Origin of the sequence: Streptomyces sp. NPDC090442, from assembly GCF_044769405.1 — a bacterium.
Classification (GTDB): Bacteria; Actinomycetota; Actinomycetes; order Streptomycetales; family Streptomycetaceae; genus Streptomyces.
In genome coordinates, this window is the sequence record NZ_JBIVXW010000032.1 from 91,146 (window position 1) to 110,490 (window position 19,345).

General features: G+C 72.0%; 19 protein-coding genes. 7 read left to right on the top strand and 12 right to left on the bottom strand.

Going from position 1 to position 19,345, the window contains the following annotated elements:
- Positions 1-2: 2 nt before the first annotated feature.
- Both ACIQU6_RS22995 and ACIQU6_RS23000 read right to left on the bottom strand, forming a co-directional pair.
- Positions 3-506 (bottom strand): metallophosphoesterase family protein, encoded by a 504-nt coding sequence (locus ACIQU6_RS22995; RefSeq protein WP_403483554.1) that lies wholly within the window; start codon positions 504-506, stop codon positions 3-5.
- Between the two features lie 10 nt (positions 507-516).
- Complete coding sequence (locus ACIQU6_RS23000) at positions 517-1,329, bottom strand: SDR family oxidoreductase (protein ID WP_403483532.1); 813 nt, start codon at positions 1,327-1,329, stop codon at positions 517-519.
- 198 nt (positions 1,330-1,527) lie between these two features.
- Between ACIQU6_RS23000 and ACIQU6_RS23005 the strand changes: the two genes are divergently transcribed.
- Positions 1,528-2,031: a hypothetical protein gene (locus ACIQU6_RS23005; protein ID WP_403483533.1), complete on the top strand. Its 504-nt coding sequence runs from the start codon at positions 1,528-1,530 to the stop codon at positions 2,029-2,031.
- 77 nt (positions 2,032-2,108) lie between these two features.
- Here ACIQU6_RS23005 and ACIQU6_RS23010 read toward each other — a convergent pair whose 3' ends face one another.
- On the bottom strand, positions 2,109-2,846 hold the full coding sequence (locus ACIQU6_RS23010) for a L,D-transpeptidase family protein (protein ID WP_403483534.1): 738 nt from the start codon (positions 2,844-2,846) through the stop codon (positions 2,109-2,111).
- A gap of 462 nt (positions 2,847-3,308) precedes the next feature.
- On the opposite strand from ACIQU6_RS23010, the gene ACIQU6_RS23015 reads away from it, so the two are divergent.
- Positions 3,309-4,016 (top strand): maleylpyruvate isomerase family mycothiol-dependent enzyme, encoded by a 708-nt coding sequence (locus ACIQU6_RS23015; RefSeq protein WP_403483535.1) that lies wholly within the window; start codon positions 3,309-3,311, stop codon positions 4,014-4,016.
- Here ACIQU6_RS23015 and ACIQU6_RS23020 read toward each other — a convergent pair.
- From ACIQU6_RS23020 to ACIQU6_RS23055, 8 genes are all read right to left on the bottom strand, one after another.
- On the bottom strand, positions 3,940-5,526 hold the full coding sequence (locus ACIQU6_RS23020) for an amino acid permease (RefSeq protein ID WP_403483536.1): 1,587 nt from the start codon (positions 5,524-5,526) through the stop codon (positions 3,940-3,942). The genes ACIQU6_RS23015 and ACIQU6_RS23020 overlap by 77 nt on opposite strands.
- An 84-nt stretch (positions 5,527-5,610) precedes the next feature.
- Complete coding sequence (locus ACIQU6_RS23025; RefSeq protein WP_403483537.1) at positions 5,611-6,645, bottom strand: proline racemase family protein; 1,035 nt, start codon at positions 6,643-6,645, stop codon at positions 5,611-5,613.
- Positions 6,645-7,577 carry a dihydrodipicolinate synthase family protein gene (locus tag ACIQU6_RS23030; protein ID WP_403483538.1) on the bottom strand — a complete coding sequence of 311 codons (933 nt, stop codon included), beginning with the start codon at positions 7,575-7,577 and terminating at the stop codon, positions 6,645-6,647. The genes ACIQU6_RS23025 and ACIQU6_RS23030 overlap by 1 nt, the downstream gene beginning before the upstream one ends.
- Entirely contained in the window at positions 7,574-9,175 is a 1,602-nt protein-coding gene (locus ACIQU6_RS23035; protein ID WP_403483539.1) for an FAD-dependent oxidoreductase, read from the bottom strand. The genes ACIQU6_RS23030 and ACIQU6_RS23035 overlap by 4 nt, the downstream gene beginning before the upstream one ends.
- Positions 9,172-9,507 (bottom strand): (2Fe-2S)-binding protein, encoded by a 336-nt coding sequence (locus ACIQU6_RS23040; protein ID WP_403483540.1) that lies wholly within the window; start codon positions 9,505-9,507, stop codon positions 9,172-9,174. Before ACIQU6_RS23040 ends, ACIQU6_RS23035 begins: the two co-directional genes overlap by 4 nt.
- The gene (locus ACIQU6_RS23045; protein WP_403483541.1) at positions 9,504-10,784 is read right to left on the bottom strand and encodes an NAD(P)/FAD-dependent oxidoreductase; all 1,281 of its coding nucleotides are present in this window, start codon (positions 10,782-10,784) and stop codon (positions 9,504-9,506) included. The genes ACIQU6_RS23040 and ACIQU6_RS23045 overlap by 4 nt, the downstream gene beginning before the upstream one ends.
- A 67-nt stretch (positions 10,785-10,851) precedes the next feature.
- A complete protein-coding gene (locus tag ACIQU6_RS23050) occupies positions 10,852-11,535 on the bottom strand; it encodes a helix-turn-helix domain-containing protein (RefSeq protein ID WP_403483542.1) in 684 nt (227 codons plus the stop codon).
- A gap of 226 nt (positions 11,536-11,761) precedes the next feature.
- Positions 11,762-12,370 (bottom strand): TetR/AcrR family transcriptional regulator, encoded by a 609-nt coding sequence (locus tag ACIQU6_RS23055; protein WP_403483543.1) that lies wholly within the window; start codon positions 12,368-12,370, stop codon positions 11,762-11,764.
- Between the two features lie 124 nt (positions 12,371-12,494).
- Between ACIQU6_RS23055 and ACIQU6_RS23060 the strand changes: the two genes are divergently transcribed.
- The 4 genes from ACIQU6_RS23060 to ACIQU6_RS23075 all read left to right on the top strand — a co-directional run bounded on the left by ACIQU6_RS23060 (position 12,495) and on the right by ACIQU6_RS23075 (position 16,537).
- The gene (locus ACIQU6_RS23060; RefSeq protein ID WP_403483544.1) at positions 12,495-13,193 is read left to right on the top strand and encodes a class II aldolase/adducin family protein; all 699 of its coding nucleotides are present in this window, start codon (positions 12,495-12,497) and stop codon (positions 13,191-13,193) included.
- 371 nt (positions 13,194-13,564) lie between these two features.
- A complete protein-coding gene (locus tag ACIQU6_RS23065) occupies positions 13,565-15,307 on the top strand; it encodes a zinc ribbon domain-containing protein (protein WP_403483545.1) in 1,743 nt (580 codons plus the stop codon).
- Positions 15,308-15,421: 114 nt separating this feature from the next.
- Positions 15,422-15,802 carry a hypothetical protein gene (locus ACIQU6_RS23070; RefSeq protein ID WP_403483546.1) on the top strand — a complete coding sequence of 127 codons (381 nt, stop codon included), beginning with the start codon at positions 15,422-15,424 and terminating at the stop codon, positions 15,800-15,802.
- Between the two features lie 3 nt (positions 15,803-15,805).
- Entirely contained in the window at positions 15,806-16,537 is a 732-nt protein-coding gene (locus ACIQU6_RS23075) for a hypothetical protein (protein WP_403483547.1), read from the top strand.
- Positions 16,538-16,599: 62 nt separating this feature from the next.
- On the opposite strand, the gene ACIQU6_RS23080 is transcribed toward ACIQU6_RS23075, so the two are convergent.
- A complete protein-coding gene (locus ACIQU6_RS23080) occupies positions 16,600-18,288 on the bottom strand; it encodes a hypothetical protein (protein WP_403483548.1) in 1,689 nt (562 codons plus the stop codon).
- Between the two features lie 609 nt (positions 18,289-18,897).
- Between ACIQU6_RS23080 and ACIQU6_RS23085 the strand changes: the two genes are divergently transcribed.
- On the top strand, positions 18,898-19,260 hold the full coding sequence (locus ACIQU6_RS23085) for a 5-carboxymethyl-2-hydroxymuconate Delta-isomerase (RefSeq protein ID WP_403483549.1): 363 nt from the start codon (positions 18,898-18,900) through the stop codon (positions 19,258-19,260).
- Positions 19,261-19,345 lie beyond the last annotated feature (85 nt).

A 19,345-nucleotide genomic window follows, 5' to 3' on the forward strand; every position in this document is an offset into this window, starting at 1 on the left:
GGTCACTGCCGGGTCGGCAGCCGGTGCAGCACCACGTCGGTCAGCCGGCCGTCGGTGACCAGCGCGGTCAGGTAGGTGCAGTGCGGCTGGCGTCGACGGTCCGTCGGCGAACCGGGGTTGAGCAGCCGCAGGCCGGAGTCCGCCGTGGTGTCCCAGGGGATGTGACTGTGCCCGAAGACCAACACGTCGAGGTCCGGGAAGCGGTCGGCGCAGCGGCGCTCCCGACCCCGGGCGGGGCCGGTCTCGTGCACCACGCCCAGCCGCAGCCCGTCCAGTTCGGCGCGGGCCACCTCCGGCAGGCGGGCCCGCACGGCCGGGCCGTCGTTGTTGCCGTACACCCCGATCAGCCGGCGGGCGCGGGCCTGGAGCAGGTCCACGGTGGCGGCGTCGGTCCAGTCACCGGCGTGCACCACGGCGTCGGCGCGCGCCACCGCATCGAGCAGTTGCGGCGGAACGGACTTGGCGCGCCGGGGCACATGGGTGTCCGAGGTGAGCAGCAGGTGCAGCGGCACCGGGTCAGCGCTCCTGGGAGGTGGGGCGGACCATGATCTCGTTGATGGCGACCCGGGCCGGCTGGGTGACCATGAAGGCGATGGCGCGGGCGATGTCCTCGGCGTCCAGCCAGGTGTCGCGCGGCAGGCCGTGGGCGGCCGCCGCCTGGCTGCCGAGGGTCATCTCGGTGGTGGTCATGCCCGGTTCGACCAGTCCGACGCGCACGCCGCGGCCGGTCACCTCCTGGCGCAGGGCCTCGCTGAAGCTGCACACCGCGTGCTTGGTGGCGGAGTAGACGCTGTTGTCCTTGCGCGGCACCCGCCCGGCGACCGAGCTGACGGTCACCAGATCGGCGGCGCCGCGGGGCGCCGACGCAACGGCCCGGAGCAGGTGCGGGAGCGCGGCGTGCGACATCCGCAGCACGGCCTTGAGGTTGAGGTCGACCATCCGGTCCCAGTCCTCGGGGTCGCTGTCGGTCACCGCGCCGCGGGCGCCGTAGCCGGCGTTGTTCACCAGGACGTCCAGGCGGCCGAAGTGCTCCACGGTGCGGTGGACCGCCTGGGCGGCCTGTGCGCCGTCGGTGAGGTCGGCGGCCAGGGTGAGGGCCGGGGCGGTGCCCGGTGCGTCGATGTCCGCGGCCAGTTCGGCCAGGCGGTCGGCGCGGCGGGCGACGAGGGCGAGGGCGCAGCCCTCCCGCGCCAGGGCGCGTGCGGTGGCGGCGCCGATGCCGCTGGAGGCGCCGGTCACCAGCGCGACGGTACCGGCCAGGGGGCGGCCGTCGGTGGGGGCGGTGGCGCGGTCCGCGGGTGTCGGGGTGTCGGTGCTGCCGGTGGGCATGATGGCGTGGTGCTCCTCGTCGTCGGTGGGTCTCCCCCGTTCCGGTCCCGGGAGACCTACCCCGTCGACCAACTGATGCAGCATCACGGCAACGGCGTGGCAGGCACCTTGGCAGGCGATGACGGCCGGGCGGTGCGGGTGCCCACACAGCGGGTATCACCCTGGTGCATCCGCTTCTCACGCTCCTTGGAGCCGCTCATGAAGCACACCCATCCCCTGCCCGGGGACATCGGGCTCACCCAGATATCCGGCGCCACCGGCCAGTTGATCCGCTTCGGCCAGTGGATCAACGGAGACGGCTTCGCCGACTACGAACACGCCTTCCTGGTCCTGCCCGAGGACCGGCTGTTGGAGGCCGAGCCGGGCGGCGCCCGCATCCGGCCGCTCAGCGAATACCAGGGCACCGACGTCCGCTACGTGTGCCCGAAGCGCCTCACCGAGCAGCAGCGCGAACGGATCTGCGCGGCGGCCGACCACTACGTGGGCGTGCCCTACAGCTTCCTCGACTACCTGGCGATCGCAACCCACCGCATCCATCTGACCGTTCCGGGGCTGCGCCGCTACGTGGCCAGCACCCACCACATGATCTGCTCCCAACTCGTGGACAGGTGCTACCAGGACGGCGGCGTCCAGCTCTTCTCGGACGGCCGCTGGCCGGGCTATGTGACGCCGATGGCGCTCTACAAGCTGCTGGCCGGCTGAAGCCGGCGGGCGGTCGGGGCGCTCTTCGGGGCCCGGCGTGCGGGCGTGCCGGCCGAGCCGGCACGCCCACGGGTCGCTCAGGTGCCGGCCTTGCGGCCGTAGACGTACACGGCTGTGCCGTAGTGCAGCAACGACCAGTATTTCTTGGCGTCGTTGGGGCGCATGTTGATGCAGCCGTGCGAGCCCGGGGCGGACCAGACGCTGCCGCCGATGGCGTGGAACGCCTCGCCGCCGTCGAAGAACTGGCTGTACGGCATGGCCGAGTGGTAGATCGTCGACACGTGGTGCAGGTGCCGCCAGTAGATGTGCTTGAGGCCGGTGCGGGTCGCCCCGCCCTCGCGTCCGGTGCGGACCGGCACCGGTCCGTAGACCAGGCGACCGCCGTCCTGGATCCAACTGAGCTGACGGGTCAGGTCGACGCAGGCGATCCGGCCCTTGTTGGTGGGGCACTTGTGGGCACTGTTGGGGTGGCTGCCGGCCGCCCGCTGCTTGACCACGAGCTGCATCACGTTCCAGGTGACGGGGCCGGCGTAGCCGTAGTTGGGGGTGATGCCGTGGCTGTTCTGGAAGGCACGGATGGCGCGGCAGTCGGAGGGGGACTGCCGGCCGTCGACCCGGAGTCCGAGGAACCGCTCGGCCTGCTTCTGGTACGGGCCGCGCAGTCCGTAACAGCCCGACCGGTCGGCGGCCTGGGCGGGGGAGCTCAGCGCCACCGTCAGCGGGAGGGCGAGGGAGGTGAGGGCGAGCGCAGCGCCCGTTCGCCGGCCGAGGGCGCCGACCGCGGGTCTGCTCAGTCGTAAGGGTATGCGTCTCATGTCCGGTAGGACTCCCGACCCCGCGGGCCGGTTGCGGAGGGCGGCGGGAGGTAGCGCCTTATGCGCCAGAAAACCGGGTGGGGCGGCGCCGGTTGATTGCGGTTGATGGTGATTGGTGGCGCGTGCTCGCGGGCGCGGAGTGGCTTCGGCGGTCGCACCGCGGTGATGTGGCGCCGTCGAAACCACCCGCGAGGTGCGAGAGCGCCGCGGATCGGTGGGCATGACGCGATCGGCGCGCATACCCGGCAAGAATGTCTTGAACGACCGCTGGGGGACGGGCCGTTGGGGCGCTGGAACGGGGCCGTGAGCGTTGCTTGGCGGGCGTTGACGAGACCGGCGGGGCGTCCTACAGTCCCGACCATTACCACCATGCGGATGTTTTACATCACGATACGGATGGCAGGGCGGAGGTGGGGCGTCGGGCGTCCCGTCCGACCGGCCGGGAGGGCTGAGGTGTCCGAGATGTCGAGGGCCGACGCGCTGGGCTCCGTTGCCGCGGCAACGGAGCGTTTCCTGGCGACCGTTGAGGGGCTGACCGACGCGGACGTCGCCGGCGCGACGCTGGTGCCACCGTGGACCCGCGGGCATGTGATCACCCATGTCGCGCGCGCCACCGACAGCCTCTGCCGGCTGCTCACGTGGGCCCGTACCGGCGTGGAGACCCCGCAGTACGCCAACATGGCGGCCCGGGCCGCGGAGATCGAGGCCGGCGCCCGGCGGCCGGTCCGCGAACTGCTGGCCGATGTGACGGCGAGCGCCGACCGCTTCGACCACGCCGTGCGCACCCTGCCGTCGGCGGCCTGGAGCTACGAGGTGCGAATGCGCACCGGCGAACTGCGCACCCCGGCCGCCCTGGTACCCACCCGGCTGCGCGAACTGGAGGTCCACCACGTCGATCTGGACGCCGGCTACGCCTTCGCCGATGTGCCGACCGCGGCCGCCCGTTGGATCATCGACGACCTCATCGCGGCGCAGCGCCGACGCGCGGACGTCCCGCCCCTGCGCATCGAGGCGACGGACACCGACCTCGTCCACGTGGTGGGCAGCGGCGGGCCGACCGTCACGGGCCCCCAGGCCGCTCTCCTCGGCTGGCTCACCGGCCGCACGACCGGGGCCGACCTCGCCACCACCGCGCCCGGGCCGGTCCCCCCAGCGCCGTACTGGATCTGACGGGAGCCGGCTCGGCATCCGACGCGATCCGACCGGAGCCCCTGCACTGCGCCCCCTCCCGCCCGGTGCCGTGCTCCGTCGAGTTCCGGAAGCCGAACAGGCCGTAGACGACGAGGCCGAGGGCGAGCCAGACCGCGAAGCGGAGCCACGTCAGCCGGTCCAGGTGGGCGATCAGCCAGAGCGAGAAGGCGACTCCGACGGCCGGGACCAGTGGGACCCACGGGGTGCGGAAGGCGCGCGGCAGGTCGGGGCGGGTCCGGCGGAGCACCACCACGGCGATCGCCACGACGATGAAGGCGGTGAGGATGCCGATGTTGGTCAGGTCGGCGGCCTCCCGGATGGGCAGCAGGCCGGCGATCAGGGCCGCACCGATGCCGACCGGCCAGATCACCCTGGTGGGGACGTGCCGGCGCGGATGGTTGCGGGCGAAGTAGCGCGGCAGCAGCCCGTCCCGACTCATCGCGAACCAGACCCGGGTCACCGCCAGCATGTTGGCGAACGCGGAGGTGGTGATGCCGACGACGGCGCCGACGGCGACCACCGTGCCCAGCCCGGCCAGGCCCACCGACGCCAGCGCACCGGAGAACGGGCTCCGGACGTCGATGTCCCGGTAGTTCTGCATGCCGAGCAGCACGACGCAGACCGCCAGGTAGATCACGGCGGCGATGCCGAGCGAGAGGACGATCGCCTTCGGCAGCACCCGTTTCGCCTCGGCACTCTCCTCCGCCGCCGCGCTCATCGCGTCGTAGCCGTAGACCGCGAAGAAGGCGGTGGCCGCGCCGGTGACCGCGCCGCCGATCCCGTACGGCAGGAACGGGTGGTAGTTGCCCGCGGAGAGGTGCAGGGCACCGGCTACGACCACCACGGCGACGATGCCCAACTTCACGGCCACCAGGGCGGTTTCGAAGCGGGCCGACTGCTGGGTGCCGCGGGAGAGGACGAAGGCCAGCAGCAGGCAGAGCAGGGCGGCGAAGAGGTCGAACCGGTGGCCCGGGCCGGTGCCGGGCGCGCCCGACATCCAGGCGGGGACGTCGAGGCCGAACCGGGTCAGGAGGTAGGAGAAGTAGCCGGACACCGCGATGGCCACGACGGCGACGATGGCGGTGTACTCCAGCAGCAGGTCCCAACCGATGATCCAGCCGACGATCTCGCCGAGGGCGGCGTAGGAGTAGGTGTAGGCCGATCCGGCCTTGGGGATGGCGCCGGCGAACTCGGCGTAGCAGAGCGCGGCCGCGCCGCTGGCGACGATCGCGATGAGGAAGGAGAGCAACACGCCCGGCCCGGCGTCCTGGTGGGCCACGACGCCGGCGAGCGAGAAGACGCCGGCGCCGACCAGGCCGCCCAGGCTGAGGGCGACCAACTGCCACAGCCCCATGGTGCGGCGCAGGCCGCCCGCGGTCTCCACCTCGGAGGCGTCGACCGGCTTGCGGCGGAAGACGCCGGCGCGGGAGAAGAGCGCCCTGGTGGGGGCCGTGGTCACGGTCGGCGGCACGGGGGTTGAGCGGGGCATGGCGACCCTCCGGTGGGTGCGTGCGACGGTCGGGGCCGGGCGCGCGGGTGCGGTGGGCGGCCCGGCGCCCGGGGCGCGACGGCGTCAGAGCACGAACCCGTGCGGAAACGGGTCGCGGGGGTCGAGCACATAGGTGGCGGTGCCGGTGATCCACGCCCGGCCGGTGATCTCGGGAACGACGGCGGGGAGTCCACCCACCTCGCCGGTGCCGACCAGCCGTCCGGTGAACCTGGTACCGATGAAGGACTCGTTGACGAAGTCGGTGTGCAGCGGGAGTTCGCCGCGGGCGTGCAACTGCGCCATCCGCGCCGAGGTGCCGGTGCCGCACGGCGAACGGTCGAACCAACCGGGATGGATCGCCATCGCGTTGCGGGAGTGCCGGGCGGTGGAGTCGGGCGCGAGGAACTGCACGTGCTTGCAACCGGCGACGAGCGGATCGACCGGGTGCACGGGCCGGTTCTGCTCGTTCACCGCGCGCATCAGGGCCAGGCCGGCGGCCAGGATCTCCTCCTTGCGGGAGCGGTCGAACGGCAGCCCGGTCCGGGCCAGTTCGACGATGGCGTAGAAGTTCCCGCCGTACGCCATGTCGTAGCGGATCTCGCCGAGGCCCGGAACGGTCACCGCGGCGTCCTGCTCGACCGCGAACGCGTCCACGTTGCGCACCGTGACGTGTTCCGCGACGCCGTCGCGCACCGCCACCCGGGCCTGCACCAGCCCGACCGGGGTGTCGAGGCGAACCGTGGTCTCCGGCTCGGTGACCGGCACCAGGCCCTGCTCCACCAGCACGGTGGCGACCCCGATCGTGCCGTGGCCGCACATCGGCAGGAACCCGCTGACCTCGATGTAGAGCACGCCCCAGTCGGCGTCCGGACGGGTCGGGGGTTGCAGGATGGCCCCGCTCATCGCGGGGTGGCCCCGGGGTTCGTCGACCAGGAAGCGGCGCAGCGGGTCCAGGTGCGCCATCGCGTAGCGACGGCGTTCGGCCATGGTGGCGCCCGGGATCGGAGCGACGCCGTCGGTGACGACGCGGGTGGGCATGCCCTCGGTGTGCGAGTCGACCGCGGAGATCGAACGGACCGCGCGGGAGCCCCGGCCGCCCTCAGGAGGACGGGTGCCCATCAGCCGTCCTGCTTCGCGAGCGCGGCGATGGCGCGCGCCATGTCGGCCTCGACCTGGGCGCGTTGGTCCGGGGTGAGCGGACCGCGCGGGGGTCGGCAGGGCCCGCCGATCCGGCCGACGCGCTCCATGCCCAGCTTGATCGCCTGGACGAACTCGGTGCGCGAGTCCCAACGGAACGCGGCCACCAGCGGCTCGTAGAGCGCCCGGGCCTCCGCCAGCCGCCCGCTGACGGCCAGTTCGTACAGGCGGGCCGACTCGGCCGGGAAGACGTTGGGGAATCCGGCGAACCAACCGGTGGCGCCCATCAACAGGCTCTCCACCACCACGTCGTCGGCGCCGGCGATCACCGCCAGGCCGGGCACCCGTTCCCTGATCTCCAACACCCGCCGGACATCGCCGGAGAACTCCTTCACCGCCACGATGTTGTCGATCCCGGCGAGCTCGGCGAGCAGGTCCGGGGTCAGATCCACCTTGGTGTCATGGGGGTTGTTGTAGACCATGACCGGCAGGCCGACCGAGGCCACCGCCTCGAAGTGGGCCAGGACCTCACCGCGGTTGGCCCGGTACATCGTCGGCGGCAGGCAGAGCAGCCCGTCGGCGCCGTCCTCGGCGGCCGCCTCCGCCCAGTGCCTGGCCTGGTGGGCGCCGGCGCCGTGCACCCCCACCACCACCGTGCCGGAGTCGCCCACCGCCTCGATCGCGGTACGGGCCACGACCCGCCGCTCCTCGTCGGTCAGCGCCGTGTACTCCCCCAACGAGCCGTTGGGACAGACCCCGTGACAGCCGCTCTCGACCAGCCAGCGGCAGTGTTCGGCGTAGCGGTCGTAGTCCACCGCCAGACCGGCCGGCGCGGCGGGGTCCTCGGAATACGGCAACGCGGTGGCGACGATCACTCCGCCGAGACCACGGGGTTGCCGGGTGTCTGTGCTCATCGCTCGCTCTCCTTGGTGGGAGTCGGGGGAACGCGGGAAGGGGGGTCGGGTTGTGACTGTGGATGTGGTTGCGGTGGGGCGGCCAGTTCGCCGAGGCGGATGGGGTGGGCGAGGGGGCGGTGGTGCGGAGTTGCCGGGGACAGGCCCGCTACCGCCCGTTCGCCGGCGGGACCGTTGCAGAGGCGGGCGGTCAACTCCGCCACGGTGGGGCCGCAGATCCGGCCCTGGCAGGGGCCGAGGCCGGCTCGGGTGGTCAACTTGGCGACCCGGGCGGCCGCCCCCGCTGGACTGGTGGCGGCCCGTCGGAGCGTGCCGTAATCCGTCTCCTCGCATCGACAGATGACGGTCCGCGGGCTCAGCCATCCGGGCCAGGCCGGGCCGATCGGGTGCGCCCGGGCCAGCCGCTCGGCGAACGCCCGCCCTCGATCACGGGCGCGACGCACGGCGCGCAGGGCGGGCACCGTCGGATCACCGCCGGCCGCGCACCAGCCGGCAAGGGCCCCCTCGGCCCGCGCGGCCGGCGCACCCGCGATCCCGGTGATCTCACCCGCCGCGAACACCCCTGGAGCGGTGGTGCGTTGGTCGTCGTCGACGGCCACGAACTGGCCCACCGCCCCCGCCCCCTCCGCATCCGCCGGAGATCCCGGTGCCCCGTCCCGCAGGGCGCATCCCGCGGCCAACGGCAGTTCCAACTGCGGTGCGAAGCCATGGCTGACGCACAGCGCGTCCACCGCCGTACTGCGCTCGCTGCCCGGAACCACCGACCAGTCCGCCCGCAACCGCGCCGAGACCACCTCCTCCACCCGCCCCTCACCGCGCGCCTCGACCACCGCCCGACCACACCGATACGGCACCCGATGACGGGCCAAGTCGGCGACATACGAGCGGAGTTCGGCCGCCTTGCCGGTCTGCGCGGCCAATTCCCAAGCACGCCGTGACCAGCCACGGGCCAACGTGGCCGGAGTGTTGGCCTCCAGCACCTCCAGGACCCCCGCCCCGGCCTCCAGCAGGCTCGCGGCCACCGGAAGGAGGAACGGCCCGCTACCGGCGACCACCACCCGGTCCCCCACCACCACCCGCTCCCCCTTGGCGAGCGCCTGCGCCGCGCCCGCCGTGAACACCCCCGGCAACTCCCAACCAGGGATCGGCAGTACGCGATCGTGGGCGCCGACGGCCAGCACCAACGCGTCCGGGTCGAGCACGTGCCGGGCCCGCCCGCTGCCGTCGGCCGGGCCGGAGAGCAGATGCACGCGCGGCGTCTGCGACGACCGCGGCGGTCCGGGGTCTTCCTGGTCGTTCAACTCCCCTGGCGGGTCCCGACGTTCCAGCGCCCACACCACGGTTTCCGGGCACCAGGCACACCGCGGGTGCTCCAGCACCCGTCGCCGTCGATGGTCGAACGCTCGCCAGCCGTGTTGGAGTTGCTCGGGGCGGGCGGCGGCATAGGCGTCGGGAAGCATCCGGTGGTACTGCCCGCCGGGGTTCTCCGCGGAGTCGACCAACGTCACCCGGGCCCCGGCCCGCAACGCCGCATCCGCCGCCGACAGCCCGGCTGGCCCCGCCCCCACGACGACAACATGAACCCGATGCAACGTCACTCCCCCTCCGCTGAACGAGAGTTGGATCCGTCATCCACTCTGCACTGAGTGGTGATCACGTCCCCGTCCCGGGCGCGGCGGCGGCAGGCCCGCACATCACGCTCGTCGCCCACGCTCACCAGGCAGTCGAAGCAGACGCCGATGCCGCAGAACACCCCGCGCGGGGCACCCGAGGGCCCCCGGCGCCAGGCCAGGCGGCCGGCGGCGAGCAGCACCCCCGCGATGGTCTGACCGGCGACGCCGTCCAGGGGCTCACCGTCCACGGTGATCCGCAACGGGACCTCCCGCCGGCCGACGGCGTCCGCGTCCACCGGGACACGTCTCGGACTCATCCCGCCCCCTCCTCCTCATTCCGACACACCGTGGCCTCCGCCGGGTGACCCTCCGCGCCCAGTACGGCGGGCCGGTCCACCCGGAACGGCGCGGCATCGATCTCCGTCGGCTGACCCAACACCAGGTTTCGCAGCAGTCGCGCCGTGCCGACCGACAGGCCGATCCCGGCGCCCTCGTGACCACCGGCGTGCCACAGCCCGGCCAGCCGCGGGTCCGCGCCGATGATCGGCAGGTGGTCGGGGACGTACGGGCGGAAGCCGCCGTACGCACGCATCACCGCGACGTCGGCCAGGCACGGGAACAACCGCAGCGCCTTGGCGGCGATGGCCGACAGCGCCTCGGGGCGCAGCCGGTCGTCGAAGCCGACGCGGCGGCGCGAGGAGCCCAACAGGACGCTGCCGGCACGAGTGGCCTCCACCACCGCCGAGGTCTGCAACGCCTCGGCGCTGCTGCCGACCGCGCCCACGTAGTCGGCGTCGTAGACCTTGTGGAAGACCATGGGCGGCAGCGGCGTGGTGACCAACACGTCGCCGCGCCGGGGGCGGACGTCCACCGGCGCGCCCAGGCGGGCGGACAGTTCGCCGGACCACGGGCCGGCCGCATTGACGAACAGGTCCGCCTCGATCGGACCGGTGGAGGTGCGTACGCCCGTGAGCACACCCGTGAACGCATCGCCGCGGGTGACTGCTCCCAGCACCTCACACCCCGTCCGCAGCCGCGCGCCCGCGTCGAGCGCGTCGGTGAGCAACGCGGCGGCTGCGGCGGCCGGTTGGACCTGGGCGTCGTCGGGGTAGTGCAGCGCCGCGGTGTGGTCGCGGGTGGCGAACGGTTCGGCCTCGGCGAGCGCTTGGGCGTCGAGGGGGGCGACGCGCACGCCGGCGGCGCGTTGGGCGGCCGCGAAGCGGGTCAGCTCCCGGGCTCCGACGTCGGTCGTGGCGATGACGATGCCGCCCTTGGGCTGCCACTCCACCGAACGGGCCGTGTGGGGGCTGCGGTTGGCGATTTCGGCGAGCGCCTCGGGCCAGAGTCGCCGGGAGAGTCGGGCCAACTCCAGCTCGGGGCCCGGTTCTTTGTCGGAGACGAGGACGTTCCCCTCGCCGTGTGCGGTGGTGGCCGCGGCCGCGCCGCCGCGGTCGACGACGAGGACGTCGAGTCCGGCCAGGGCCAACTCCCGTGCGCACGCGGCACCGATGATGCCGGCCCCGAGCACCACCACCCGCGCGCCGCGCGCTCCGTACGTAGCCTGCGTTCCGTGCGTTCCGTGCGTCCTGTTCATCGAACCCACTCCGTTCGGTAGAACGAACGGTGAACGGTGGCGAGGCTATGGCGCTACGGAGGGTGTGTCAACGGTCACGGCAGCCGAGCGCCGCATCCGAGAGGTGCAGCCGCTGGTCAGCGCGGTACTGCAACAGCAACACGGAGTGCACAGGGCCCGCGAGCGCCGTGTAGCTGTGCGGGAGCGTCGCGTCGAAGCCCACATAGTCCCCCGGGCCGAGTTCCACCTCGCGTCCGTCCACCCGCACCCCGAGCCGGCCCGCCTGGACGACGGTGTGCTCGGAACCCACATGACCGAGCGAGTCCTGCCGGCGGCCGGCCCTGACGCGCTGGTCGTAGACCTCGAAGACCGCGTCGCCCGACTCGATCCGCCGCAGCGGCCGGAGGTCGACGCCCTCGCCACTCAGCACCTCGACCTCCGCGGCCCGCACCACCGTCAACCCACCGGCGGGACGGGCGTCCAGCAGGTCCGAGATCGGCACCTCCAGCACCCGCGAGAGGCTGAACACCGTCTCGATGGTGGGATTTCCCGTGCCGGACTCCAACTGCGAGAGCGTCGCCTTGCCGATCTTCGACCGCCGAGAGAGCTCGGAGAGCGACAGCCCCTGACGAGTCCTCAGCCGACGCAGGTTCGCCGCCAACATCTCCCTGATCGACCCCTCGGGCCGCTCGGCGCTCCCGCCCCCTTCGACGCTGCTGGAGCGCGCCGCGCAACTCCCCGCGGAATTCCCTGACGTGCCGGAAGCATTCACGCCCGTCCCCCTTCTCTTCCCCGCCCGACATCCCGTCCGCCCGTCCCCCCGCGCGCCCGTTCGTTCGTTATAACGTACGCGCCCACCCATGCACCCTTGGCGCGTTCACTATTCCGGTCCAGCGGACAGCAGCGGACCTTGAGCGCTCGGAGGTCTGTCGGACGCTTCGCTCAGGACTTGTTGATCAGGAACTGTTGATCAGAAGTCGTCGGCCAGGGGTCGTCGATCAGGAGTTGTCGATGAGGACGGCGGCCATTGCCTGAGCGCGCTCGGCCGCAGCTTCGACCGACTGCATGGAGTTCGCGATGCAGGCACCCTCGTGCAGGATGAGGAGCTGGCCGGCAAGGGCCTCTGGGTCGTCGGCACCTGCCTCGGTGGCGAGGTCGGTCAAGTACCCGCTCTGCCAGGCTTTTTGCTCGCGCGCGACCTTCTGTCCGGGGTGGTCGGCCGGCAGCTCGACATGGGCGTTGACGAAGGCGCAGCCACGGGGGTTGCGCTCGCGCATCCAGTCACGCAGGGCGGCGAAGGTGGCCAGCAGTCTGCCCTTCGGAGATCCGCCCCGCTCCTCGACGTACCGCACGAGCGTGGTGCGCCACAGCTCGTCCCGGGCGCGGAGATAGGCCAGGATCAGATCGTCCTTCGAGCCGAAGCGGTCGTAGAGCGTCTTCTTGGTGACCCCCGCCTCCTCGGCGATCGCCTCCACGCCGACGGCCCGGATTCCCTGCTCGTAGAAAAGCCTTGAGGCGGTGTCGAGAATCCGCAGGCCGGCTGGGGTCAGGTGCGGTATCCCGTGCCGTTTCCCACCCCGACCAGTCGTCCCACTGTCGCCAGTCATGCGTTGACGGTACACCGAGCGGTATGGTTGCGTCAGTAGCTATACCGGTAAGTATACTCGTGGGGTTTGAGCGGAGTCCGACCGCGGCTCCCTTGATGTCGTTTTCCGTAGAAGGAGGTCCTCCGTGGAGCCTGTAATCATCGGCGCGGGCAGCGAGTTGCTGCGGGAGAACCTCGCCGCGGCCGGTCGCGATCTCCATCGGCGCGGCTGGCTTGCAGACACCTCGGGGCACCTCTCGGTGCGGAGCGGCGAGGCCGTTCTGCTCACCGTCGACGGGGTGGACCGGGGCGCGCTGACCCGTGACGACATCGTCCTGGTCGAGCCCGGCGAGGGGCTTCCCCTGCTCGGCGAGGTCGAGTGGCCGCCGGCCGACGCCTGCCTGCACCTGGTCCTCTACCGCGGGCTGCCGGAATGCGGGGCGATCATCCAGGCCGCGCCGCCGCACACCACCGAGCTGTCGACGGCGGCGCACACGACCGGAGTGATCGACCAAGTGGCCTTCGGCGGAACGGAGTTGAAGACGACGGCCGACGAACTGGGCACTGGCGACGGCTCCGACTCCGCCACCCCGGTCACCCTCCCCATCGTCGCCACCTGGCCCGACGTCCCACGCACCACCGAGGTCATTGCGGACCACCTCGCCAGGCACGCGGAGGACGCCCCGCCCGCCCTGCTCATCGCCGGGTACGGGGTGCTCGTCTGGGGCCGTGACCTGGAGACCGCCCGCGCGCGACTGACACACATCGAGGAGCTCAGCCGACTCACGCGCCTGACTGGGCCCCGGGAGACCGACTCCGCGGACGCGCCGCAAGGGGTGTGCTGACGGCCGACCGGGAACCACCGGGGGCGCCAACGGGACCGTTTGCGATTCGGGTAGTGGCGCGTCCCCTCTACCGCTCCCCCGCGAGACCGACCTGACTCCCTTTCGTCAACTCCCTTGTCCTCTCGCCAAGTTGAGAGCAGAACCTGCCCGTGGACGGCGTTGGTGCCGGATCGCGCACCACGTCACCGTGCCCGACATGCGGCTTCGTCGTCACGGCCGGAGGGTTGTCGCCCGACGGGCGCATGGGCGGCCGGCTCAACGGCGCACTGGCGTGTAACGGTCCCGCGTCAAAGCGCGCCGGGGGCGCTCCCCGTGGCGCCCCGCTGTGGTGCACTTGAGATACGTGGGTTCTTCTCATGTACGGGGGAGCGATGACGAGTTCGACTGCGTGCTCCGGATGCGGACGGGACAATCCACCCGGTGCGGCGTACTGCGCCGACTGCGGCACGGCCGTGGGTTCGTCGCCGCCCGGCGCCCCTTCCTCGGCCTCTCCCCCACCGTCGCCCCCGTCGCTGGCCAAGTCCACCTGGCAGCAGGCCGCCAGTCCGAACCCCGGCGCCGGACGCCCCGATCCCCACCGCCGCCCCGCCGCCCGGGCGGCCGCGTCCGGCGCCTCCGCCAAGTCCACCTGGCAGCAGGCCGGCGGCACCGGAGGCGGCGGACTCAAGCCGCTGTGGCAGAAGTCCGCCGCCACCACCAGCCCCGCCGACCGCCGTGCCACCGGCCCGCGTTGGGGTGACAGCAAGGACCTGACCCGGTATCTGTGCGCCGCCAGTTATCTGGACCGCGCGTTCGCCAGGGCGCTCATCAAGGAGATCGCCGCGGAACCCCATCTGGGCGTGGCGGCCGCCCCCGCCTGTGATCTCAACGTCGTGCTGCGGCACGCCTATCTCGCCGACGCGCGCCGGCACAGCCGGGATCTCGTGCTGGCCGGCCTGCTCCTGTTCGCCCTGGTGGCGGCCAGGCCCGTCGTGATCCTGCTGGTGCTGTTCCTCGCCTGGATGACGGCGCTCGTCTTCGAACTGTCCACCCGCTACGGCCGGTTCCTCCAGAACCTCCGCCCGGACCGGTTCGATCCCCAGACGGCCCCGCAGCCCGTCAACCCCAGCGTCGCGGCCCGTCTCGGCCAGATCGACGGCTATGCCACCGGGAACGTCACCACGTACAGCGGCTACGCGCCCTTCCTCGGCTACGGGTCCGAACTCGACTCCTGGTCCCTGTCGTTCGACGTGACGACGTCCAGCCGACCGGGCGCCAACCCGCAGAACTTCGACGTGAAGGACCTCTACGACCACATCGCCAACCGGGTCGGCACGCTGGCCGTGTCGTGCCTGGAGATCGAGGAGCGGGTGTTCGTCGACGGCCTGGCGGTCCTTGAGAACAAGCGGTTCCTGCCGAACCCGCTCGGCCGCCCCGTCGCCCGCGTTTCCCCGCGGCTCATGGACGACCTGAAGCGCAACCCGGAGGAGGGCGCCCGTCCCTATCTGATCGTCCATTCCACCGGCTGGCGCGGCGAGTTGGTGACCTCGCTCTTCCTCCGCTTCTTCCGTTCGGAGACCAACCTCTCCGTCGAGGCCGTCCAGACCGTGCTGGGCCCACTGCACGACCGCTACCGCCTGATCGACACCCTGATGCCCCGCCCGACCGCGGCCGAACTGGTCAACCTGATCAGCCAGACGATGGTCCGCGCCCCCTTCCTCCTGGTCCCCTCGCTCTTCCGCGCGGTCGTGGGGTTCTTCCCCGACTACGGGATGCGGTGGCGCGTCAGGCATCAGGACAAGCTGATCACGCGGCTGCGCAGGTTCGACTACGGGGCACGGCAGAGCGTGCGCCAGAAGGCGTCGGCCGGCCAGTACCGCCGCTACTTCCAGAAGGCCGACAACGGCATGGTGCTGAAGACGGTGGAGAAGCGGGTCCTGGACGCACTGGTGGAGTTCGCCGAGGCGCGGGACATCGACGTCAGCGAGTTGATTCAGCGTCAGGAAGTCATCATCAACAACGGCATCATCGCGACCGAGGGCGCAAAGGTGGAGTCCAACGCCGTCGCCTCCGGCGAGAAGTCCCGGATCTCGATCGACATGCTCAAGAAGACCTTCTCGATGGTGACGGACTGATCGGGTCACCCCGACCGGTCGGAGCGATCCGGTCGAGCGGCCCGATCCGGTCGGTCCACGCCAGGCATTTTTCCAGTTGGGGCATCCTCACGAGGACAGGGAGACAGAGCGGACATGCAGCGGAAGAACAACGGTGGAATCGTTGCCGGTGGCGGCGCGAACGTCGTCGGGAACGCCGTCGCCAGCGGGGAGAACTCCAAGGCCGAGGTCCATCACGTCGCTGTGGGGGCGGACGGCGGCGACGGCCGGTCGCGGTCGCCCCAGGAGATCGGCGAGCTTCTCGCCCAACTCATCGGGCAGCTAAGGGAATCCGACCATCCCGATCGCGACGATCTGGTCGAGGCGGCGCAGGACGCCCGCGAGGAACTCGCCTCGGAGTCGCCGCGCCGGGGCAAGCTGAAGTTCTTCGCCAGGTCACTGGTGGATGCCGTACCGCGGTTCACCGCCCTGGCCTCGTTGGCGGTGACGATCGAGCAAGCGATCCACGGGCTGTAGCGCATGCCGTCCTGCATCCACTGCGGTGCGCCCTGTCCCACCGGCGCGGCGTCCTCCTGCCCCCGCTGCGGCACGCCGCGGACACCGGGCACGAGCGGCACCTGGGGTGCCAACGCGACCGGAGGCACCGCCCACCAACCCAACCGGTCCCCGGCGCCCGGCTACATCCGGGTCGGGTCCACGATGCTCCCCCGGTGGTTGCCGTGGCTGCTGTTGGCCCTGTTCCTCGTCGGTGGCGGAGCCGAGTTCCTCATCCTCCGGTCCGACTCCGACCCTTCCTCCCCCGCCTCCGACTACCCCTCACCGAGCACCACACCGCCCGCCGTCCCCGGCCTCGATCCAACCCCCACCTCCACCCCGTACACCGCCCCGGGCGACCCTTCCGACTCGCCCTCGTCCTCGACCCCGCCCTCGCCGTCACCCTCCGCAGACACCCCCAGCGGGACCGTCGAGAGGTTCTACCAGGAGATCAACGCCCATGATTTCGCCGCCGCTTGGGAGCTCGGTGGCAAGAACATCGGCGGGGCCAACTACAGCGACTGGGTCGCGGGCTACGGCAGCACCAGTCACATCACCGTCAGCGCCGTTGACCGTACGAGCGACAGTACGGGCGCCGGAGAGGTCAGTGCGGTGGTGCGTGCGCTCCAGAACGACGGCTCGGTGAAGGTCTACTCGGGGACGTACACCGTCTCCGACGGTGCCATCGTGGACGCGCATCTGACCGGGAGTCAGTGACGCTTCTCGGTCAACTCTCCTTCCCTGCTTCCCCGTTCGGTTCGGTCCGCGCGGGCGTGCGCTCAGCCCCGCTCGTCGCGTCCGGCCGGTGACTGGTGAAGATACTGGAGGCGGGTCTGCGCCGTGTAGACGTGACGGGGGTCGAGCGCGGGCAGTTGACGGAGCAGGTTGATCAACTCGGGGCCGGTCTCGATCGCCTGGTCGGTGTCGGTGATCTGGTTCCAGCAATAGTGCGCGCCGCGGGCCGCGTTGAGGACCTCGGCGGAGTCCGACGACTGATGGGCCAGCCGGGTGCGGGCGGCCGCCACCCACAGCTGGGTGGCGAGTGGCCAACGCCCCGCGATGCGGGCGAGGTCGGCCCGGATTTCGGCCCATTGCGTGGCCTGCGGCGAGTTGTACCCGTAGCGCTGGAGGGCCTGTTGCTCCCAGGACGCGGCCATCTCGGCGGCCTGGTCGTGGCGGCCGGCCTGGGCGGCCTGCCAGATGAGCGGCTTGGGGTCGGGGGCGCTCGCGGTCGCGGGCGTGGCGGTGGGGGCGGGCGTGGGTAATGTTGGTGGAGCGGCCGTTGCCGGGGACGGTGACGGTTCCGCTTCCGGGGGTGCGGGCGGGGTCGCCACGGACTGGTGCGGAAGTTCCGGTCGGAGCACGGGGGTTGGCTGGTGCGGTGCCGGGGTCTGGTACGGGTTCGGAACGGAATCTTTCTGCTGCGGGGCCGCCTGGGGTGGGCTCGCCTCCAGGGGGGTGGGGGTGTAGACCGGACCGGCGGCGGGGGTGGCATGGGGAATCGGCGCGCTGGGGGCGGGCAAGGGCGTCGACGTCGGGGGGAGCGGCGTCGGCGACGGCGTCTGGGCGGGGAACGGGCTCGGCGCGGCCGGCTGCCGTGGCGGCAACTGCTGCGGGTCGTAGGCGGGTTGGCCCGACCCGTAGCCCGGGGTCGCGGGAAGTGGCGGGAAGTGATCGAGGGCCGGCGGCGCGGGCGCGGGTTCGGCCTCCCGGCGGCGGAGGACGGCGCGGTCGCCGGACAGCAGCCGCTTGATCGGTGCCCTCGGCCGGGTCTCCGCGGTGTCGTCGAACGGGCGCGGGGGCGCGAGCTGCGGGGTGTTGGGCAGGACGAGGGTGCCGGGCGGTATCGCGGCGGCGGCCACGGTCAGCGCGTGCAGCCGGGCGTTCTGGGGGCGTTCGGGCTCGTTGCGCAGCACGTCGATCAGATGCTGGGTGTAGACGCTGATGCCGTCGGCCGTTCCGGCGAGGCCGGGCGGGGTGACGACGCCGTACACCTCGGCGTTGATCTCGGGCAGTCCGCCGCGTTCCTTGAGCACCGCCCAAGAGCCCTTGTCGGCAGCCGTGTCGAGCAGCACGGTGGTGGGGCCGCGGCGTTGGCGCAGTTCGTTGCGCAGCCATTCCCAGGGAAGGGCGGTGTAGCGCGTGGTGGCGGCCGTGGTGCCGGCGGAGGCGAGGTGGAGCCGGTGGTGCTTGCGGTCGACGGTCAACTGGCCGGCGAGATAGACGAGGAGGGGCCCGGACGCCGCGGCGGCGGTCCGCAACCTGATGAGCAGGGTGTTCTGATCGCGCGCGCCGTCGAGGTGGACGAGGTCGGCCGGCAGGGTGCTGCCGAGCAGCACGGGCACGGGAACGGCGGTCAACGCCGCCAGGTTGGCGCTGGGTATCACCTGCACGGTGCGCCGGTGCGTGGCCCTGGCCCCCGCGATCAGCAGCACATGGCCGCGCTGTTCCTCCCCGCTGGTCTGCATGGATGCACCCTACTCATGCGGGGGCCCGGGCGGCGGATCGGCTGTCGGTTCTTTGCCGGGTCGGGGCGCATCGGACATTTCCGTACCGTGTCGCCCGAAAGTCCCGTCTTGCGTCTCTTCTTGCCGTCCACGACCGGCAGTTCACAGGATGCGGGTCCGCCCGATCGCGGGAAGCGTGCCATCCCTATCGACGCGGGCGCCGTGGAACCGAAGCCGAACTTCTCGTAGCGGAACCGTGCTTCGCCGTCCGCGATCAGCGAGACACACGCACCCCGCGGCGCCCGTTGCTCCAGTGCGGCCGTCACCATCGGCCGTGATCCGCTTGCCCGGTCCGCGGCCCTGGCGGCCGGGGCGACGGCGATGTCGACGATCTGGAAATGGCAGCCGCCGTCGCCGATGATCCGTCCCCTTCCCACCGGTTCATCGCCCCGCATCACGGTCACCGCGTGGAGGGGGCCACGGAGTGCGGGGCGCGGTCGAGGGCGATCATCCGGTGGCCGCGTAGCACCCCGCCGCGCGGAGCCGGCGGCCGGGCTCCCTGACCCGCGCCCGGCCCCGTGGAGGAAGATAGCTGCATACAGCACACGTACGCGAGAGGTCCGTTCCGCCATGCCCCACATCACCGTCGACTACTCCGCACAGCTTGCCGGCGTCTTCGACCGGCGGGCCTTCGTGCGGGAACTGCATCCCCTGGTGCTGGCGGAAACCGGCTCGGCGGGCGTGTGCAAGACGTTCTTCCGCGCGGCCGCGGACACCTACGTCGGCGACGGGGAGGCGGGAGAGCCGGCCTTCGTGCACGTGGCCGTGGGGCTGCTGCCGGGACGCCCGGACGAGCTGAAGGGCCGGCTGTCGGAGGACGTGCTCGCCCTGCTCGGCAAGCACCTGCCCGGGCACGGCGCGCACGACGTGGTGACGTCGGCGGAGGTCCGCGACCTGGCCGACTCGTACCGCTTGGCACCGTCGCGCGGCTAGGGCGCTTCTGACGGATCTCCGTGGAGGAAGGAGCGGCGTCTGGTGCGTGCGATCGCAAGGCGCCGGGATGTCTTCATAGCGGAGC

Bases quoted from the DNA above. Each gene is read 5' to 3' on its own strand.
- ACIQU6_RS23000 (WP_403483532.1), bottom strand. From the start codon at position 1,329: ATGCCCACCGGCAGCACCGACACCCCGACACCCGCGGACCGCGCCACC.
- ACIQU6_RS23005 (WP_403483533.1), top strand. From the start codon at position 1,528: ATGAAGCACACCCATCCCCTGCCCGGGGACATCGGGCTCACCCAGATA.
- ACIQU6_RS23010 (WP_403483534.1), bottom strand. From the start codon at position 2,846: ATGAGACGCATACCCTTACGACTGAGCAGACCCGCGGTCGGCGCCCTC.
- ACIQU6_RS23015 (WP_403483535.1), top strand. From the start codon at position 3,309: ATGTCGAGGGCCGACGCGCTGGGCTCCGTTGCCGCGGCAACGGAGCGT.
- ACIQU6_RS23020 (WP_403483536.1), bottom strand. From the start codon at position 5,526: ATGCCCCGCTCAACCCCCGTGCCGCCGACCGTGACCACGGCCCCCACC.
- ACIQU6_RS23025 (WP_403483537.1), bottom strand. From the start codon at position 6,645: ATGGGCACCCGTCCTCCTGAGGGCGGCCGGGGCTCCCGCGCGGTCCGT.
- ACIQU6_RS23030 (WP_403483538.1), bottom strand. From the start codon at position 7,577: ATGAGCACAGACACCCGGCAACCCCGTGGTCTCGGCGGAGTGATCGTC.
- ACIQU6_RS23040 (WP_403483540.1), bottom strand. From the start codon at position 9,507: ATGAGTCCGAGACGTGTCCCGGTGGACGCGGACGCCGTCGGCCGGCGG.
- ACIQU6_RS23045 (WP_403483541.1), bottom strand. From the start codon at position 10,784: ATGAACAGGACGCACGGAACGCACGGAACGCAGGCTACGTACGGAGCG.
- ACIQU6_RS23055 (WP_403483543.1), bottom strand. From the start codon at position 12,370: ATGACTGGCGACAGTGGGACGACTGGTCGGGGTGGGAAACGGCACGGG.
- ACIQU6_RS23065 (WP_403483545.1), top strand. From the start codon at position 13,565: ATGACGAGTTCGACTGCGTGCTCCGGATGCGGACGGGACAATCCACCC.
- ACIQU6_RS23070 (WP_403483546.1), top strand. From the start codon at position 15,422: ATGCAGCGGAAGAACAACGGTGGAATCGTTGCCGGTGGCGGCGCGAAC.
- ACIQU6_RS23075 (WP_403483547.1), top strand. From the start codon at position 15,806: ATGCCGTCCTGCATCCACTGCGGTGCGCCCTGTCCCACCGGCGCGGCG.
- ACIQU6_RS23080 (WP_403483548.1), bottom strand. From the start codon at position 18,288: ATGCAGACCAGCGGGGAGGAACAGCGCGGCCATGTGCTGCTGATCGCG.
- ACIQU6_RS23085 (WP_403483549.1), top strand. From the start codon at position 18,898: ATGCCCCACATCACCGTCGACTACTCCGCACAGCTTGCCGGCGTCTTC.